The 17,679-nt window shown below is 57.5% G+C and carries 20 protein-coding genes; 11 read left to right on the top strand and 9 right to left on the bottom strand.

Annotation, left to right across the window (positions count from 1 at the left end):
* The 3 genes from Q8N00_02690 to Q8N00_02680 all read right to left on the bottom strand — a co-directional run bounded on the left by Q8N00_02690 (nt 1) and on the right by Q8N00_02680 (nt 4,744).
* Nucleotides 1–3,273: an efflux RND transporter permease subunit gene (locus tag Q8N00_02690; GenBank protein MDP2381692.1), complete on the bottom strand. Its 3,273-nt coding sequence runs from the start codon at nt 3,271–3,273 to the stop codon at nt 1–3.
* The gene (locus Q8N00_02685) at nt 3,267–3,812 is read right to left on the bottom strand and encodes a response regulator (GenBank protein MDP2381691.1); all 546 of its coding nucleotides are present in this window, start codon (nt 3,810–3,812) and stop codon (nt 3,267–3,269) included. Before Q8N00_02685 ends, Q8N00_02690 begins: the two co-directional genes overlap by 7 nt.
* Nucleotides 3,813–4,141: 329 nt before the next feature.
* Nucleotides 4,142–4,744 carry a hypothetical protein gene (locus tag Q8N00_02680; GenBank protein MDP2381690.1) on the bottom strand — a complete coding sequence of 201 codons (603 nt, stop codon included), beginning with the start codon at nt 4,742–4,744 and terminating at the stop codon, nt 4,142–4,144.
* Nucleotides 4,745–5,001: 257 nt separating this feature from the next.
* Between Q8N00_02680 and Q8N00_02675 the strand changes: the two genes are divergently transcribed.
* The 4 genes from Q8N00_02675 to Q8N00_02660 all read left to right on the top strand — a co-directional run bounded on the left by Q8N00_02675 (nt 5,002) and on the right by Q8N00_02660 (nt 7,315).
* Nucleotides 5,002–5,298, top strand: a complete 297-nt coding sequence (locus Q8N00_02675; GenBank protein ID MDP2381689.1) for a hypothetical protein — start codon at nt 5,002–5,004, stop codon at nt 5,296–5,298.
* A gap of 350 nt (nt 5,299–5,648) precedes the next feature.
* The gene (locus Q8N00_02670; GenBank protein ID MDP2381688.1) at nt 5,649–5,882 is read left to right on the top strand and encodes an Arc family DNA-binding protein; all 234 of its coding nucleotides are present in this window, start codon (nt 5,649–5,651) and stop codon (nt 5,880–5,882) included.
* Nucleotides 5,879–6,310, top strand: coding sequence for a type II toxin-antitoxin system VapC family toxin (locus tag Q8N00_02665; protein ID MDP2381687.1), 432 nt, complete (start codon nt 5,879–5,881; stop codon nt 6,308–6,310). Before Q8N00_02670 ends, Q8N00_02665 begins: the two co-directional genes overlap by 4 nt.
* Nucleotides 6,311–6,562: 252 nt before the next feature.
* On the top strand, nt 6,563–7,315 hold the full coding sequence (locus Q8N00_02660) for a zinc transporter ZupT (protein MDP2381686.1): 753 nt from the start codon (nt 6,563–6,565) through the stop codon (nt 7,313–7,315).
* Between the two features lie 245 nt (nt 7,316–7,560).
* On the opposite strand, the gene Q8N00_02655 is transcribed toward Q8N00_02660, so the two are convergent.
* From Q8N00_02655 to Q8N00_02645, 3 genes are all read right to left on the bottom strand, one after another.
* Nucleotides 7,561–8,022 (bottom strand): YHS domain-containing (seleno)protein, encoded by a 462-nt coding sequence (locus tag Q8N00_02655; protein ID MDP2381685.1) that lies wholly within the window; start codon nt 8,020–8,022, stop codon nt 7,561–7,563.
* Nucleotides 8,023–8,169: 147 nt separating this feature from the next.
* Nucleotides 8,170–8,451: a zf-HC2 domain-containing protein gene (locus Q8N00_02650; GenBank protein MDP2381684.1), complete on the bottom strand. Its 282-nt coding sequence runs from the start codon at nt 8,449–8,451 to the stop codon at nt 8,170–8,172.
* Nucleotides 8,448–9,041, bottom strand: coding sequence for a sigma-70 family RNA polymerase sigma factor (locus Q8N00_02645; GenBank protein ID MDP2381683.1), 594 nt, complete (start codon nt 9,039–9,041; stop codon nt 8,448–8,450). Before Q8N00_02645 ends, Q8N00_02650 begins: the two co-directional genes overlap by 4 nt.
* 415 nt (nt 9,042–9,456) lie before the next feature.
* On the opposite strand from Q8N00_02645, the gene Q8N00_02640 reads away from it, so the two are divergent.
* From Q8N00_02640 to Q8N00_02610, 7 genes are all read left to right on the top strand, one after another.
* Nucleotides 9,457–9,645, top strand: a complete 189-nt coding sequence (locus Q8N00_02640) for a hypothetical protein (GenBank protein MDP2381682.1) — start codon at nt 9,457–9,459, stop codon at nt 9,643–9,645.
* A gap of 24 nt (nt 9,646–9,669) precedes the next feature.
* A complete protein-coding gene (locus Q8N00_02635) occupies nt 9,670–9,888 on the top strand; it encodes a hypothetical protein (protein ID MDP2381681.1) in 219 nt (72 codons plus the stop codon).
* Nucleotides 9,889–10,022: 134 nt separating this feature from the next.
* Nucleotides 10,023–10,328: a hypothetical protein gene (locus Q8N00_02630; protein ID MDP2381680.1), complete on the top strand. Its 306-nt coding sequence runs from the start codon at nt 10,023–10,025 to the stop codon at nt 10,326–10,328.
* A 72-nt stretch (nt 10,329–10,400) separates the two neighbouring features.
* Complete coding sequence (locus Q8N00_02625; GenBank protein MDP2381679.1) at nt 10,401–10,781, top strand: PilZ domain-containing protein; 381 nt, start codon at nt 10,401–10,403, stop codon at nt 10,779–10,781.
* Between the two features lie 467 nt (nt 10,782–11,248).
* On the top strand, nt 11,249–11,698 hold the full coding sequence (locus Q8N00_02620) for a hypothetical protein (protein MDP2381678.1): 450 nt from the start codon (nt 11,249–11,251) through the stop codon (nt 11,696–11,698).
* Between the two features lie 4 nt (nt 11,699–11,702).
* Entirely contained in the window at nt 11,703–12,593 is an 891-nt protein-coding gene (locus tag Q8N00_02615) for a CoB--CoM heterodisulfide reductase iron-sulfur subunit B family protein (protein MDP2381677.1), read from the top strand.
* Nucleotides 12,594–12,614: 21 nt separating this feature from the next.
* On the top strand, nt 12,615–12,935 hold the full coding sequence (locus Q8N00_02610) for a cupin domain-containing protein (GenBank protein ID MDP2381676.1): 321 nt from the start codon (nt 12,615–12,617) through the stop codon (nt 12,933–12,935).
* A gap of 7 nt (nt 12,936–12,942) precedes the next feature.
* Here the strand turns inward: Q8N00_02610 and Q8N00_02605 are convergent, their stop codons facing one another.
* The 3 genes from Q8N00_02605 to Q8N00_02595 form a co-directional block, all read right to left on the bottom strand.
* The gene (locus tag Q8N00_02605; protein ID MDP2381675.1) at nt 12,943–14,331 is read right to left on the bottom strand and encodes a sigma-54 dependent transcriptional regulator; all 1,389 of its coding nucleotides are present in this window, start codon (nt 14,329–14,331) and stop codon (nt 12,943–12,945) included.
* A 3-nt stretch (nt 14,332–14,334) separates the two neighbouring features.
* Nucleotides 14,335–16,266 (bottom strand): ATP-binding protein, encoded by a 1,932-nt coding sequence (locus Q8N00_02600; protein MDP2381674.1) that lies wholly within the window; start codon nt 16,264–16,266, stop codon nt 14,335–14,337.
* 159 nt (nt 16,267–16,425) lie between these two features.
* Nucleotides 16,426–17,643, bottom strand: coding sequence for a sigma-54 dependent transcriptional regulator (locus Q8N00_02595; protein MDP2381673.1), 1,218 nt, complete (start codon nt 17,641–17,643; stop codon nt 16,426–16,428).
* Nucleotides 17,644–17,679: the final 36 nt, after the last annotated feature.

Genomic DNA, 17,679 nt, shown 5'->3' with positions numbered 1-17,679 from the left:
CTAGATCTCCTCGGCAGAAGCGGGCGGGGTCGTTGGCAATTCATGGATGTGCACGCGTCGGCCCAAGACCAGCACATGCATCACCGGCACCACGAGCAGGGTCATGACGGTGGAAACGGCGAGGCCGCCGACGACTGCGCGGGCCAGGGGCACCATCGTCTCGTTGCCTTCACCGAAGCCCAGCGCCAACGGCAGCAGGCCGAGGATCGTCGCGAGGGCCGTCATCAGAATCGGGCGAATGCGGCTGGTGCCGGCCTGGAACACGGCCTCCTCTGCGGTCGCGCCGGCGCGTACCCGGCGGTTGGCGGAGTCGACCAGCAAAATGCTGTTGGAGACCACGATGCCCATCATCATGAGGGTGCCGATCATGGATTCCACGTTGACCGAGGTGTCGGTCAGCAGCAGTAACAGCACCGTGCCGATCCAGCCCAATGGCACTGCCACCAGGATGATCAGGGGATCGACCAGAGAGCGGAAGAGTCCCACCATTACGAGATAGATCAGCAGCACGGCAAGGGGCAGGGCGAAGGCAAAGTTGTTGATGGCGCCACGCATGTTGGCGACTTCACCGCGGAGCTGAATGGTTACATCCTTCGGGAGCGTGATGGTCGCCAGGACGGCTTCAATGTCTTTCGCGACATGGCCCAGGTCGTTGCCGACCGGAGTAATCAGCACGTCGATCAATCGCGACAGATCGTAATGGTCCACGGAGTCCGGCCCGGTCTTGAAAGACAAGGACGCCACGTCCCGGAGGAGCACAGGCGGTCCCCGCCGCTCGTCCCCGGATGCGTAGTAGCCGCTGGACAGTTCCATCTGCCGCCCGGCGAAGGGGGTGTTCTGGAGGGCCATCGTCGAGCCGCTCGCGCCGGTCGTGGTCAGCGAAGACGTGGACCGCAATTGCGTGCGGGCGCCGATGATCGGGATGTTGAGCAGGTCCTCGGTGCTGGTCAGGGACTGTTCCGGATACTGCGCTAAGAGGTAATACCCATTGGCGGTCTTCGGGTCGAGCCAGTAGTTGGGGCTGAGCGCGATGTTCGAGCTGATGCCGGTGATCACGTCGATGATCACGCGATCCTGCGCAATGCCATAGTAGGCCGCCTTAGTGCGATCCACGTCGATGTGCATCTCCGGGTAGCTCTTGCCCTGCTTGATCCGCACATCCACCGTGTTCGGCACGCGCGCGACTTTCTGCTGAATCTCTTCCGCCACCGACCGAATGATATCGAGCGTCGGCCCCTTCACTTGAATGTCGATCGGCGCGCGCAAGCCGAAGTTCAGCACGTCGCTGATGATGCCGCCGGTCTGAAAGGAGACTTCGACGCCGTGCAAGTCTTGGTGCAGCCTGGTACGTAACTTGGCGATGTAGTCGTCCGTGCGCCCTTCGTGACCGGTCACGAGGTTCACCAGCACAAAGGCCGTGTGGTTGCCGGTGTTCGGCGCGAAGCGGGCCGCATCGCCGAAATAGAGCCCCGTGTTGGAAATGACCTCTTCCAGGTCCCCTTTCGGGATGGTCTCCTGCACCAGCTTTTCGATCTGCGCCACAATCGCCGTCGTCTTTTCGATCCGCGAGCCTTCCGGCGCCGAGATGTGCATGGTGAAATTGCCTGCGTCGATCCGCGGGAAGAACTCCGTATGGAGGCGGGGGGCCAGGAGGAGGGCGGTGCCGATGAGGGCCAGGAGGGCCAAGCCGATCACGACCGGCTTGAAGCGCAGGCCCGTCCGCAACAGCGGGATATAAAGGGCCAGGACATAGCGGAACCAGCCGGTCGAGGCAGAACTCTCCTCCGTGCCGTCCCCGCCATGGCCCTTCGAGTAAAAGTAGGCGAGGAGCACCGGCGTGACCGACATCGAGACGGCATAGTCGGCGAGCATCGCAAAGGCCACGGTCATGGCCAGCGGCACGAAGAGGAATTTGATGATGCCGGTGAAGAACATGATGGGGAGGTACACGATCAGGATGCAGATCGTGGCGACCAGGATCGGGAGCGTCAGCTCGGTCGCGCTGTCTTCCGCGGCCGAGCGGCCGTCTTTGCCCATCTCCAGATGGCGGTGCAGGTTCTCCTGCACGACGATGTTGTTGTCCAGTAGGGTGCCGATCACGAGGGCCAAGCCGCCGAGTGTCATGATGTTTACGCTCTGGCCGGTCAAATAGAGTGCAACGAGGGCCGAGGTCAGCGAGAGGGGAATGGCCAGCCCGACGACGAGCGCCGCCTTCATGCTGCTGAGAAAGAGATAGATCATCAGGCCGGCCAGCACAGCCCCCAGCAGCCCTTCCTTCTGGAGATTGGCAATCGCCTGCCGGATATAGAGGGACTGGTCGTAGATGAATTTGACCGTGGTGCCGGCGGGAATTTCCGTCAGCTTCTGGAGTTTGGCGCGGATGCCGTCCGTCACTTCCAGCGTATTGGCTCCCTCCTGCCTGGTGATGGGGATATAGGTGGCCTCGCGCCCGTTCACCCGCACGATCGAGGTTTGGATCGCGGCGCTGTCGGCCGCCGTGCCGATATCCCGCACGAAGATCGGCGTGCCGTTCACGATTTTGATCGGGATGTCGTTGATCTTGTCGACCGCCTCGATGAGGCTGTTGGAGTAGACGTAGTAATCCAGGTCGCCGATCTTCATGTTGCCGGCCGGAATGATGGCGCTTTGGGAATTGACGGCTTTGACCACGTCGGAGGGGGACACGTCGCGGGCCATCATTCGCTGCTGATCGAGGAAGACGGTGATCTGCCGGACCTTCCCGCCCAATGGGGGGCCGAAGGAAATACCGGGGATCGTGGCGATCTGTTGACGGATATTGAAATAGGCAAGGTCGCGAATTTCTTTGGCGCCAAGTGTTTCGCTGCTCACGGAGAGGAGTCCTATCGGCAAACTCGCCACGCCGAATTTATAGACGGAGGGGGGATAGACGCCGGGCGGGAGCAGGCGAATGATGCTGTAGGCCAGGCTGGTCAGTTCCGATTGAGCCGAGTCGATGCTGTATTCCGGCTGGAAGAAGACTTTGATGTAGCTCATCCCGGCGAGCGACTGGGATTCGATATGTTCGACGTAGCTCGCTTCGACGAACCGCTGCTCCATCTTGAGCGTAATCGCGCCTTCCATTTCGGTGGGGCTCAAGCCGCGGTAGAACGTCGTCACGAGAATGGTCGGAATCTTGATCTCGGGGAAGATGTCCACCCGCATCTTTTGATAGGACACGCCCCCGAGCACGAGCATGATCATGCAGAGCGCAAAGACGGCGTAGGGGTTCTTGAGCGAGGCGCGGGTCAGCATGGGGTTTCAATCATATGAGGAACGCGATGTCGAGTGAGCCAATAATGGCAGATATCGCCTATGCATTGAACGAGTTCGGTAAAGGTCCCTGGTTTTATCACATAACCGTTCGCGCCGCTCGTATAACAGCGGGCGACATCGGTTAGATCGTCGGAGGTGGTGAAGACGATGGTGGGGATCGTCGAGAAGCGAAGGTCGGATCGGAGCCGCTTCAGGAAGTCGCAGCCGTCCTGGCCGCGTAGATTAAGATCGAGAAGAATCAGGGATGGCGAGACGGCTGGCATGGTCTCTGTGCTCGCGGAACGCGCACGATCAGAATGTGCTCGTTCGACGCGCGCAGTGGAGACCACACCAGCCGCCTCGCCATGGGAACATCCAGGGATATTGGCTGCCAGGTGATCTAAGAAACGGAGGGCGGCATCCGCGTCCTGCTCGGTATGGAGTGCGACGGTGAGGCCGGTTTGGGCGAGGGCGAGGCGGAAGAGTTCGCATTCGCCAGGGCTGTCTTCGATTAAGAGGATGGAGGGGTGCGTCACCATATAGGAGGGGATATCAGCAGGGATTGTGCCGGGCTCGAAGATGAAGAGGGAAAGGATGGAATAGTGAGGAAGAACAGGGGGTTAAGGCAGGATGATCATGCGAACAACGAACGGCGAGATACGAGCGACGAATTGAAAGATGGGGAGAAATTCCAGAGGGGAGGGGGAAAATTCCAGAGAGAAAAAAGAGCGGGTCCCGTCGTTGACCAGCCCAGCCAGTTTCCCATCCTGTCCCGTTATCATTTTGGGTGGCCTTAGCTGCCAGCGTTCATTCATCAGTTCAAGGGCCGTGCAGAGAGTTTCATTCTTCCCTGCACGGCATGAGGCGGTTACTTCATCTTCCTGGGGTCTTGGTACACCATGAGATGTGCGTAGGGGCTGCCGTCGAACATGATGTAGGTGCCGGAGGGGTTCGGGGCGGTCGGGAGCTTCGTGGAGGCTGAGTCGAAGGGCCACATGATCATCCAATGGGCGGGCTCTTTCACAATCGTGGCCCCTTCCCCCGACATGACGACTTTCCCATCTTTTTCAAAGTGTGAACCGCCGAGAACCATGTAGGCGATGCCGGGGACCGTATTCGTCGGTTTCGGCGCATTGTTGGTAAGGTCTGTCATCCATTGCTGGACGGCCGCGTCCATACACATGGGATCGGGGACCGGGAGGTTCATCACGGTAGGGATGCAGGTGAAGCCGTTGGCGCTTTTCTTGGTCTCGGTCAGCTTGCCGTCCGGTCCGAAGATCATGATACCGGCCTCTTTTGCAATGTGTGCCGGGGCTGCGCGCAAGGCCAGGGCCGTCTGCTCTTTCTCAGAGAGGGCTTTGACTTCTTTGACGGTGGCCCCCTTCTTCGACGCCTTGTCGCCCGCGATGGTGATCGCCGGCATCGTAAGAGCGCTCGCGATCAGGATGGTGATCATCATGTGTCGAGTCATGCTTTTCTCCTCGGTGAAGATTAGTGGCCTATATGCAGAACGCCAAGGCTAGCCCGAACGAAAGGAGAAGTCTATATGACAATCAACAAAGCGAGTGAGTCGTTCCCGGAAAGTGTGGTTCTGTCGGCAGCGCGTCGCGTCCCTGTGTGTCTGTCTCCGTCATGGTCTTCTGCTAATTCTTGACGCATTGGCACCCTGAGATTAGATTCTGCTTGCCGGATCGTTCAGTCCGATTCTTCTCGTGAGGTGGCTGCCACATGGTGTTCCTGACACTCCTCTTTGTATTTGTGACTTTGACCGTTCTCGCCACGATGGCGTGTTTTCGGTTGCCGCGAAATGCCGCCTTGGCCGTCGCGGGGAGTCTGTGGCTGCTGTATGCGTCGTATGAGTACCTGATCTATATTCGTGTCCTCTGCTCCGGCGAATGTAATATTCGGGCGGACCTCTTGGTGATCTATCCCGTTTTGCTGATCGTCACGCTCGCTGCCGCAGTGAATGCGGTGAGGACTCGGCGTATAGCCAAGATCTGTTGCGAGGGTCAGGGACAGAAGTGATCGTGAAGCCAAGGCAGTGGAGAAGAAGTGGGGTTAGGTATTGCAACCAAACGTTGCGAGGGGTGGATTCCCATTCCGTGGCAAGCCCGCTGGGTCTTGAATTATCCGGGCCCTCCATCACGTCACGAGTCGGGGTGATGCCCGGCAGAGCATCGTCTGTGATGATCGTGACGGCATGCAGTTTCTGGTCCTCCTCGCCCAGGTGATCGATCACTAGCGCTCAGTATTCATGACGGTTCGTCGCGAAATCGCCGCGCCGCAAGCCTGCCGCGCACAGTGTCTCTGTCTGTTGACCATGGGGTGATCTCCCGCTATCATTGTGATAGCACAATTCTGTCTAAGGAGGGGGTATGGCGCAGGTTCTTGTTAGGCAGCTCGATAGCAAGATTGTCGATCGGTTGAAGAAGCGGGCGAAGGAGCATGGGCGATCTCTGCAATCTGAAGTGAAGACGATTCTGGAGGACGCAGTGCCTGACTACGAGGGGGCGTGGAAACGGATCGAAGGATTACAGGAGCGATTGAGGAAGTCTAGTCGGAAGTTCAGCGATAGTGCGGCGCTGATTCGTGAGGATCGCGAGCGGTGAGCCGCTACGTGGTCGATGCCAGTGTGGCGATCAAGTGGTTCCTTCCGGAGATCCATTCCGAGGCGGCGATTCGTTTGCGCCGTTCACGCTATCGACTTCATGTGCCCGCACTGATGACGCTGGAGCTCGGCAACGTGTTGGCCAAAAGGATTCGTCGTGGTGAGCTCACTCGGGATGAAGGGGATGTGGTCCTGAAGGAGTTGAAGCAACTTCCCCTCCAGCGGCATGCCGACGAGCGACTCTTTCCCTCCGCCTATCAACTCGCGTTGGCCACGCAACGAAGTCTGTACGATTGCCTCTATCTTGCCTTGGCTGAAGCAGTCGATGGGATTATGGTCACGGCAGATCGTAAGTTCTATTCATCGCTGACGGGGGGATCCTATGGTCGTCGTGTCTTGTGGGTTGAGGACCTTCCCCGGTTGACGTAATCGTTTTACCAGCCAGTTGCTCACCGATCCGGAACACGAACAGCGTATGGCTTGTGATTGCTCGCTGGCCCTCATCTTTCATGACGGTTTGTCGCGAACCCGCCGTAAGCAATTAAACAGGTCTGGAGTCTGTCCCCGAACGCTCAGCCCCGCCAGTGGTCTCTTGCGTGCAACCCCTGAGCGGCTCTCTGTCTTTGGAGTCGTGAAAGTTCAATCTTTTCTTTCCACCCGCCGTTCTGATACAAACGGTCGATGTTGAACTTATTTGCGTTAGGGGCTCTTGCCGGTCTTATTCCTGTCTATCTGGGAATCGGGGCAGCCCTGCTGCTCGGGAAGGTGTTGCCACGATCCTGGGAAGGCGGATTGATTGGTGTTGCGACCGGGGTGTTGCTGTATCTGTTCTTCGATTTGATGCATGAGGCGGTGGAGCTCAGCGGAGCCCGCGATATGTTGTCGTGGGCGGTCTTTCTAGTGAGTCTTGGCGCAAGCCTGGTCGGTCTCGTGGCGCTGGAATCGAAGCAGGTGTTCGGCGTTCGCCACACCAGCCGATTTCTGACGCTCCCCTATATGATCGCGATGGGGATGGGCTTTCACAACCTTGGCGAAGGGCTCGCGATTGGTGCCAGCTATGGAAGCGGAGAATGGGCCCTCAGCATGTTGCTGGTGGGGGGCTTTGCGTTGCACAACGGCACGGAAGGGTTCGGCATTGTCGGTGCTGCAGGAAAAACGTCGGTGCAATGGAAGGATGTGTTTCTGCTCGGGTTGGTGGCGGGCGGTCCGACGTGCATCGGGGTTCTGTTGAGCGGGCAGGGGCTCTCCCCCTATCTGTCCATCTCCTTTTATTCTCTCGCGGCCGGTTCGCTGCTCTACGTCATTCTCTCCCTTACCACGATTTCCTATACCGCGACTCGCCGTCTACAGGCCGCGCTGGGAATATGGATCGGCATTAGCCTGATGTACGTAACCGCCATGTTGCTCACACTCCTGGGAGGGGTGGCCAGTTAGGGATTTCCTGTCGATCAGTTCTCGCTGTCAGGCATATGTTCCTGCCGTCATATCCGGCCTCTCACGGACATTGAGCCACCCTCGTTCCTGCTCCGGCCGTCTCGGTCTCTCGTCGTTCGCCTCCGGTACTCTGGATGACCCTGCTGCAGGACCATAACGGGAAGGTAGGCGCTCGTATTTTTAATGCCTGGCTCTACTCGCCTCGGCCCGCCGCGTTGCTGAGCGGCGGGCTCTCGGTCGGTGCGTTACAATGCGTCGGCTGGCTTGTCCTTGATATCGGACCAGTTGGCAGTGCCCTTCTTAATGAAGCCGGGGATATCTTTCTGCCACTTGTCTTGAATGCCCTTATCCAGGTTCAAGTACAAGGTTCCGTCGACGACCTTCCAGACTTCCGGATCCGCCACGAATTTTTTCCCGACCGCGACGCCATAGGCGCAGTAGCCTCCGAAGGCGGGGAGGTACTGCTTCGGACTGGCGATGAACAGTTTCTTATGCTCGGCGTTGGCGAAGGCGTAGGTCACGCCCTCGTGTGTGGTCACGTGATAGCCCGATCCTCTGACCGGTTTGCCGTCGGTGAAGTAGGCGACGGGGTCATAGCCGCTGATTCCCGGTGTGCTGTGGGTCACGTCTTCAGCAAAGACCGGAACCGCTGCCATGCTGGCCGCCAGCGCCAACCCGGCGAGTAAGAGTTGCTTGAATCCTGTCATGGAGCCCCTCCTTGAGGAATGGTTGCGGAGAATCTAGATGATTCTCTCGATGCTGGTGTATCGCGTGAGCGGAAAAATTCTTACAGCATGGGGGGGAATATTGACGGCGTGAGTCGGCTGCGGAGGAGGGGATGCCTGATGAGTCGGCTAGGTGCGAGAGGAATCGAGCGCGCGTTGTATGCGCGCTTTGGCTTCTGGCGAGAGCGTTGGCGCATCGGCGCGATCATCCTCATCGAGCGTGGTTGCGCGCTTGCGGAGGACGGTACGGAGCAGCGTCAATTGCTGTTGGTAGCGCCGGCAGAGGAGACAGAGGCGGAGATGCAGATGCATGCGCAGGCGGGTGTGCCACGGCAACGATCGATCCATGGCGTCGGACAGCAGCCGAGCCATGTCCTGACAGGTGTAGATGATGTGATATAGCGGGCTCATGAGTTGAGACCTTCCTGTTGCTGGCCGAAATAGCGGCTGGACAAGCAGTCCCTGAGTTGTTTCCTGGCTCGATGCAGGATGACGCCGAAGTTCGTGGGCGTGAGCTGGAGCAGTTCGCAGATCTGCTCGGTCTCAAGTTCATCGAGCTCCCGCAAGGTAAAGACTTGGGCGGCTCGGGGTGGCAGCCGTTCCATGCAACCGGCCAGGGCGTCCCAGAACTGGCGGCGTTCGATTAGTCCGTCCGGTTGTTCCGGCCAGGCTTGCATCGCGGCGGCTTCCGGCTTCCAATGGACGTCGTCGAGAACGACGTCTTCCGCCCTGTGGTCAGCCTGGTCGGGGTTCTGGATCGGTTCCCGGATTTTCCGGCGAAAATAGTCCACGATCTTGTGTTTCATGATGCCGATCATCCACCTGCGTTCCGCCGTCGGTCCGCTCTCGCGGAAGGTCCCCTGCAGGGCTGCCAGAAAGGTTTCCTGCACCAGGTCCTCAGCGACATCTTGGTTCCTCACGCGCACGAGGGCAAACCGGTAGAGGAAGTCTCCATGGACATCAATAAGTGAATGGGAGTCGGCCAGAGTCTGATCCGTCATGCGTCGGGTCCTTTTTCTCCGGTGCCAGTCGAGCCCAACCATGGCGCCGTTTTCAATGATGGGAGCTGATGCAACAGGTCTCTTCTGTGTCTATCGTGGAGGGCGTAGAATTCTTACACTGATCGATAAAGAACGGAAGTCGAGGGCCCATTATCCCTATGAATGGGAGAGCTGGCAAGCGGCTGTCTTCCATTCAGAAATCCCTTTCCCTCACCACGTCTTCCAGACTATTGAGCTTTCCAGGGTTTCATGGACTCCAGGGTTTTGTCTATCGCTGCTCGCGTTTTCCGGTCGTCAAAATACATGTAGGAGCAGCTTGTGGGGTCGAGTACACTAGGATTTGGCTTGGGCTGCTCGGATTTCCGTATTTACGGCAGGTCAGTCCTTGGCAGACGTACCAGCGAGGAATATGACCATGGCAATATCTGTCCAACTGACGGCTCTACGGGACATGCTGCAGGCTGAGACTGGCCAGGCGGTGTTCATCGGCCGCCCTGAGAGTAATGTGATGGGTCTGTACCTCTGGCCCTGGAAGTTGGACGTACCAGCGAATCTTCGTACGATGTCCCCCGTTCCTCAACGGGAGTTTTTGAAGGCCAAGTAACCTGAACTTCCTCTACGGATTCGTGTGCTCGTGCTACCCATGGCGGCATCGGGAATCGAGAATTGTGATGCTCTGGCTGCGGCACTCAAGGCCATCAACGATCACCCGATTCTTGTCGCAGCCGACATGCGTGGGCAGGTGCGTATTGATGCCATGCCGGCGGAGGAGCTTGCGGCCTTGTTTACTGCCGCTGCGTTGCCATTGACATTGTGTCTCGCCTGTACGCTCGAAATCATCGATTAGCTGATAGGCGCATAGTCGTGAACCAGGCCTGCAGGTTGACTCGTTCTTGCTTGAACCGCGCGTTACTAGGGCCAGCCGCCCATCGCTTCCCAATTATTTGGCTAAACGTGTCCTAGTGCAAAGAAAGGACCGGTATGGAGTCTGACGATCGCTATATCAAGGCTAGCCGTTACGATCTCAAGGCCCAGTCCCACAATCGCCGGGTTTTTCATCGTGATTTGGTCGCGCGACCAAGACGTGCGTTCGCCTGTGCCCTCGGCATGGGTCTTCTGAGTGCCTGTGCCGCGTTCAATCTGGTTGATGCGCCTCAATGGATCCGCCATCCGTTCATGGGGTGGCTCTTGGGCGGTCTTGCCTTCCTCTTCGTCTGTTACTTTCTCTGGTGTGCGTTGCTGGGGTGGCGAGTTATCCCGTTAAGCCTGGACAAGCCAAAACCGTGACGCGACCCCTCCAAAGGTAGGATATCGCCCGCCCGGTCCGGCTCGGTAGAATCCGCCATCTTGGAGACTGTGATGGCGCCACCTCATTATTCCCGAACCTATCATCGATTTCCCCTATTCTATCCCGTCATATTCGCGGGGGCTCCATTCGTCGCCGAAGGTGTCCTGACCAGCCTGTCACTGATGGGCTGCTCGGTCATGAGCGATCGAGAAGTCCTCTGCGGCAGTGACGTCCGCGTGAGTGTTCTGCTTCCCAACCATCCGCAGGCCTTGTCTGTTGAGCTTGGCAAGATTAAATGGGTCAAGGGTCATGAGTTCGGGGTGGAGTTCATTCGCCTGCCCCTGGAAGCCCGGCAACGTCTCAACAGCATACTCCGGGTCGAGCTCATCCAATTTCTGAAGACCCGTTCCGGAAAGAGCGAATTCCAGGAGCTCCTCCATCCGAACATCTAGCCGGTATGCCCCCGACGTATTGTCCGGCGTTTATTGTTCTGGCTTAAACGATCCTTCTGCCCTCTCCCTCACTATCAGATTCCTTGCTCGCGCGATACGGCTCTATGCCGGTTCTTGTTGAACTGCCTTTCACCGATTCGCATACCAGTCAACAGCGCCAGAGGGAGTTTGGACGCGATCGGTTCCTCGCGTGTTGATGATTTCTCTTCCTGTTCGCCTGGCATCATGTGATCTGGTTGTTCGTGGCGTGGCTCGACCTGTGGCTGTCCCTGGCGATTTATCTGGTTCGTCTGGTTCATCTTGTGCGTTTGGCGTATCGAGCCAGGGCAATCAGACACGCGAGATAAACTAGAGAGACCGTCCTGCTCTCGCGCGTCGCGTGGGAGTGCCCTGCACGGTGACTTTCCGAAAGTCGGAAGTTATACTCAGAGGCATAGGTTGGTGTCGATGGAATGGAGGCGATGGCGATGAAGGCTTTGTCTGGAATGTTGTGTGGGATCGTGAGCCTTGGGCTGCTCGCCATGCCCGTTGTCGTCGTGGCTGGCGCAGCAGAGAAGCCGGTGACAGGCGAGACGGTGGTCCGTGAAGCGAAGGAAGCAGTGACGGCCACCAAGGACTATACGGTTCAGCAGAAAGAGGCGTTTCAACGCAAGGTGCAAATGGAACTGGAGGAGATGCAGGTGCGTATCACTCAATTGCGTGGACAGGTCGAGCATACGTCGGCGTCGGCTAGAGCGGACATCCAGAAGTCGATTGTGGAATTAGAGAAGAAAAAAGAGCTGGCCAGTAAGAAAGCGCAGGAGATTCATTCCGCCACGGCTTCGTCCTGGGAGCAAGTGCAGTCGAAGGCGGTGGCTGCGATGGACGATCTCCGAGAGTCCCTCAATCAGACCCTGTCACATTTTTCGTCACGGTAGATCCATGAAATATGCTCTCTACCCCGGTTGTGCGGCCCAAGGGGCCACCCCGGAGCTCTATCAATCGACGCGAGCCATCATTGGCCGATTGGGGATCGAGGTCGTCGAGCTCTCTGCCGCCGCTTGTTGCGGCGCAGGGGTGGTGACGGAAGTGCATCCCGAGATGGCCCTGGCGATCAACGCTAGGACCTTTGCGCAAGCCGAACAACTTGGCCTGGACGTCATGACGATCTGCGGCACCTGCCAGGGGGTGATGAGTGCCGCCAATCGGCGGTTGAAAACAGAGGCGGGGACGCTGGATCGTATCAACGCACTTCTGGCGCCGGAGGGACTGGCCTATCATGGCCGGGTCCAGGTGAAGCATCTCCTCTGGATTGTGGTACGCGATATCGGACTGACCCGCCTGGGATCCCTGGTCTCCACGCCGATGCAGGACTTTCGGATCGCCCCGTTTTATGGCTGCTACATTCTGCGTCCGTCGTGGGATCTGGGGTTCGACGACCCTGAGAATCCGCAATCCCTCGAGCGGCTCATTAAGGCCGTCGGTGGTGAGCCAGTGCCCTATGCCGGGAGAACCAAATGTTGCGGATTTCCCATCATCCTTGAGAAGGAAGCCATTGCCGTGGCCATGGCCGGGACGCACATGAAAGAAGCCAAGGAGCAGGGAGCCGATTTTATGGTGACGCCCTGTCCCCTCTGCCACATGAGTTTGGATATTTATCAGGATCGGGCTGGTCGTGCGGTGAATACCGAACTCAACTTACCGATCTTGCATCTGCCGCAGTTACTCGGGTTGGCGATGGGAATTCTGCCCAAGGACTTGGGTCTCTCGCATCATTTGATATCGGTTGATTCTATTCTCGCGTCGCTTGAGCGCCGCCAAACGCAGCCGTAACCGCCCTGAAGGAGTCGTCGCATGGACGTAGTAAATATTGCAGATTATCATCAGTTTAGCAGTGATAAGATGAAGAAAAATAACATGTTTGAAACGCCACGATTCTTCTGCGACATTTACTGCTTCGAGCCAGGTCAGGAACAGAAGGGGCATATTCACGGCGAGCAGGATAAGGTCTATCTCGTGCTTGAGGGCCAGGGTACGTTTCAGGTCGGGGCAGAGAGACGGGTGCTGGGTCCAGGGCAGGGAACGATGGCGCCGGCCGGGGAAGAGCATGGGGTGAAGAATCACACGGGCCAGCGTCTCAAAGTCTTAGTGTTCGTGTCGCCGAATCCTTCGTGATCGCCCGTTACTCTTCCGTGACCTTTTTGAGGCGCCGATCCAGCGCAAATCTCGTGAGGCCGAGATATCTGGCGGCAGTTGTTTTATTGTAGTCCGACAACCGAAGCACTTCCTGAATGATCGCCTGTTCGATATCGGCCAGGGATTGTTTCCCCAGTTTCGATTCGAGCCGGAGCATGCGCTCTTCTCCCTCCACGATGGTCACCGCGACAGATTCCGGTCTCTGCCGCAGTTCGGCAGGGAGGTTGTCCACGGACAGCATCTTGCCATGGCAGAAGATCATGGCCCGTTCGATGATATTGTGCAGCTCACGAATGTTTCCAGGATAGACATATTCCCGCAACAGCGTCATGGCATCCGGCTCGATGTCGACGACATCTTTCCCGAATTCCTTGCCGTATTGGATGATCGCTCTTCGGCAGAGTGGCTCAATGTCCTCGACGCGCTTCCGCAACGGAGGCAGTTCGAAGGAGACCACGTTGAGCCGGAAATAGAGATCCTCGCGAAAGCCTCCTTCGGCCACCGCTTTTTTGAGGTCTCGATTCGTAGCGGCGATGAGCCGGAAATCCACCCCGATATCGTCCGTTCCCCCAAGCCGTCTGATGGTGCGCTCTTGAATCACCCGTAAGAGCTTGGCCTGCATGGTTAGATCTAAGTCGCCGATTTCGTCGAGGAACAGGCTTCCGCCCTCTGCCTTTTCAAGCAGCCCGATCTTTCGCTGGACCGCTCCGGTGAAGGCGCCTCGCTCGAAACCGAACAATTCGCTTTCGAACAGCTCTCGCGGGAGGGCGGTACAGTTCACACCGATAAAGGGGCCCGATGCCCGCGCTCCGTTGTGATGGAGGACCCGCGCAAGATACTCCTTGCCCGTTCCTGTTTCGCCCAGGAGCAGCACCGACGACTTCGGATTCGAGGCCACATCCCGAACCTGGGACAATACGTTCTGCATAACCGGACTCCGTACGTCCAAGCGGGAGAGCGCATATTGGCTGTCGTGCTGTTCGGTTTCGATAGCGAGACGCCGGCGCAGGCTCAAGAGGTCGATGGCGCGATCGAGGACCGGTTCCATGGCATCCAGGTCGACAGTTTTGATGAGAAAATCGTAGGCCCCGAGTTTCATGGCATCGACGGCATCTTGAACGGTGCCATAGGCCGTGAGCAAGATGACCAGGGTCTGAGGGGCCAGCGGACGCAGTTTTCTGAGGGTCTCCAGTCCGCTGAGGCCGGGCATCTTGAGGTCGAGGAGGATCAGGTCGGGAATCTCTTGAGGCAGCGCGGCCAACAGTACGTCGCCGGACTCAAACCCAACGACCCGATGGTGTTTTCGAGTCAGGCGCTTGATGATCGCGTTGCGGATGGCCGGTTCATCATCGGTCACGAAGATGGTCAGTTGCATGCGTTATCCCTCAGAGAATTGGAATTCCTGGCGGAGCGGAAGCCAGATTCTGACGTTCGTCCCTTTCCCGACTTCACTGGTGAGCTGGATGTCGCCCCCATGGCTCTCGATGATATTGCGGCAAATCGCCAGCCCCAACCCCGTTCCCTGCCGTTTTCCGCTCGTAAAGAACGGCTCGAACACGTGGGCTAATGCGTTATCGGGAATTCCGACTCCATGGTCCGTGACTTTCACCACCATGCCTGCCGTTTGACCGCGGGGGAGTTCGAAGGCGGTGACGTCAATGGCTGCTCCTTCATGAGAGGCGTCGATGGCGTTCTGGACCACGTTCAAGAGCACCTGTTTGATTTGGTCTTGATCGGCATGGAGCCTGGTGAGCGTGGGAGAAATGGAACGTGTGAGCGTCAGGCATTTTGCGGTGATGGTCGAGTCGAGCAATTTGACGACGTCGTGGATCAGATCGTTGAGAGGACAGAGCACCGGAGCGAGTTCCCGTGGGCGGGCATAATCGATGATCTGATTGACAATGCGATCCAGCCGTTTGGTTTCTTTCAATATCATTTCCAAATCGGCATGGCGCGGGTCCGACTTGTCAAATTCGTCCAGGAGGAGAAACGCATTGGACCCGATCCCCACGAGCGGGTTCCTGATTTCGTGGGCAATTCCGGCCGCGACCTGGCCGAGCGTTGCCAGGCGTTCTGATCGACTGAGGCGTGTCTGCATCTGATCCAGGGCCGTGATGTCGAGATTGAAGCCGATATAGAAGGGCTGTTGAGTGATTCCTTGCTCAAGGGGAATCCGGCGACTCAATACCTTCCGTACCGAACCGTTCACATGAAGAAAGCGAAACACGGTTTCATACGGTTGGACGTTCTCCACGGCGTGAGCGAATTCGGACAAGACACGGTCCTGATCTTCCGGGTGGATCCACTGGCGAAAGGTGTCCGGATCGGTCACGTGATCCGGGTCGAGTCCCGCAAGCGTTTGGTTGTAGCGGTTGCTGAACGTAATCTCCGTTCCCCTGGTCGTGAAAATGCCGAAAGGGGCGTTGTTGACCAGTCCGCGATACTTTGATTCCGAGGCGGAGAGATTATCATTCAGCACACGGAGGGCCGCTTCAGAATGTTCGACCTGGTCGAGGTGGCTTTGAATCTGAACGCCTAGCCGGTGCATGACTCTCGTGAGATAGCCGATTTCATCTTTTCGTTCGAGCAACGGGATGTTTGAAAAAGAGCCCGCCGGCGAGGATCCAACCGCTTTGGCCAAGGCGACCAACGGACCAGCGATCGAGCGGGCGATGAGATACAACGCCAAGGCCATCAGCCCCAGGGTGAGAACCCCCCCGACTAATATGACGGTGAGAGTCGCTGTTCGATCTTGACTCAATTGAGCCAGTCTCGTTTCGACTCGTTTCTGTTCCTGCTGGTCGAACGTCACCATCAACTCTCGAATCCTGACCATGATCGTCCGGCCGCGTCCTTCTTCGATGTATTGGAGCGCTTTCTCAGGGTGCCCCTTCTTGGTTGCTTCGATGAGGTCCACTTTCTCAATGATAAGCTGCCTCACGAGTGCTTGAACTTCAAGAAATTGCGAGCGGTGGGGGATCTCATCGGAGACCATTCTGGTGAGTTCTTCTCCCACGGAGAAAATACCTTCTTGCGCGGTCCGAAAGGGGCGAAGATAGGGAGTCTGGAGCGTCAACACATATCCGCGAAAGCTTGTTTCGAGATCGACGATGAGCCGCATGTACTGGGCGGCTGAGTTTTGTGTCAGGTATAAACGGTTGAGCTGTTCTTCATCCCGTTCAACCGTTTGGACGCTGTGATAGGTGACGACACTGAGCAGAATGAGGGCGGTCAGCGGGATCACTGACACCAGCAGCAGCTTTCGTTCGATCGGAAGATTATTAAACAGGCGAGTCAGATACTCCCGCATAGACGCTCCAAGTTGGTCTGAATATCCTAAGTTCGAGTCGTGGGATTGTCAAAACACGGCATGCCTGTTTGGCCGCGCACAATGGCGTGACGATCCTGTATTCGTGCAGCACTCGTCGAAACCAAGGCGCCGTGGTACGGCAATCGTCTGTCAGAACTGTCAGGAGCCTACATTGTCTTGTGCGGCCGGTATGGGTGCGGAAAGGTCCCGTAATTCTGCAGGAAGATCGCCTGCCGTTAAGATGGTTCCTTTGCACAAGATCATGGCCCGCTCAATGATATTGTGCAACTCGCGCACATTACCGGGGAATGGATACCGTTGCAGTATTGCGATGGCTGCGGGGTCAATTTCTTTTACGTCCTTATTCAGCTCCATCCCGTATTTCACCATAAATTGTTTGCTCAGTGGGGCGATGTCCTCAACGCGGTTTTGGAGCGTCGGCACTTGCCATGCCATGATATTGAGACGAAGGTAGAGATCTTCTCGAAAGCGTTGTGCCGCAATCTCCTGCTTGAGGTCCCGGTTCGACGCGACCATGACACGAAAGTCCCTTCTGATGTCTTCGGTTCCTCCGACGCGGCGGAAGGATCGGTCCTCCAGCACCCTCAAGAGCTTTCCCTGCATCACCACATCGAGATCGCCGACTTCGTCGAAAAATATGGTGCCGGATTCTGCCTGTTCCAGCAAGCCGAGTTTGCGCTGCTCGGATCCCGGGACGCTTCCACGTTCGCATCCGAAGAGTTCACGCTCAAAGAGGTCGGGCGATAGCGCCGTGCAGTTGATTCTCACAAATGGACCAGTGGCGCGCGCACTATTATGGTGAATCACCCGAGCTAGAAATTCTTTTCCCGTTCCGGTTTCCCCCGTCAGGAGGACGGTCGTCATCTGGTTCTGTGCCGCCTGGGTCACCTGTGCGAGAAGTTGTTTCATGGATGGGCTGTTCGCCACGAGTTCTGCCAATCCGTAGTGACCGGTATCGTGCTCGGTCGCAAACGCGACCCGCCGGCGCAAGAGGAGATACTCCAAGGCCCGGTCGACGACTGGCTCCACGCCTCCGAGGTCCACGGTCTTGATGAGGAAATCATAGGCTCCCAGCTTCATGGCTTCGACCGCATCCTCGACTGTTCCATAGGCGGTGAGAATGATTACCGCGGTATCTCGCGCTTTCGTGCGCAGTGCTTCCAGGGTTTCGATTCCTGTCATTCCTGGCATTTTGAGGTCGAGGAGGATCAGGTCCGGGACGTCGTGCTCGACAGCGGCGAGCAGCTCATCTCCGGACTGGAACGCCCTGACTCGATGCTGGCGCCTGGACAGCCGCTTCACGAGTGCGTTGCGCAATGCGGGCTCATCATCAGTGACAAAGATGCTGGCTTGCATGGAGATTCTCCTTTGTTGGCCCGAGTCGATTGACTC

It is taken from the genome of Nitrospirota bacterium (assembly GCA_030684575.1).
Taxonomy (GTDB): Bacteria; Nitrospirota; Nitrospiria; order Nitrospirales; family Nitrospiraceae; genus Palsa-1315.
Note: the sequence above shows the minus strand (reverse complement) of the source record. Positions and strands in the feature narration are given on the sequence as shown.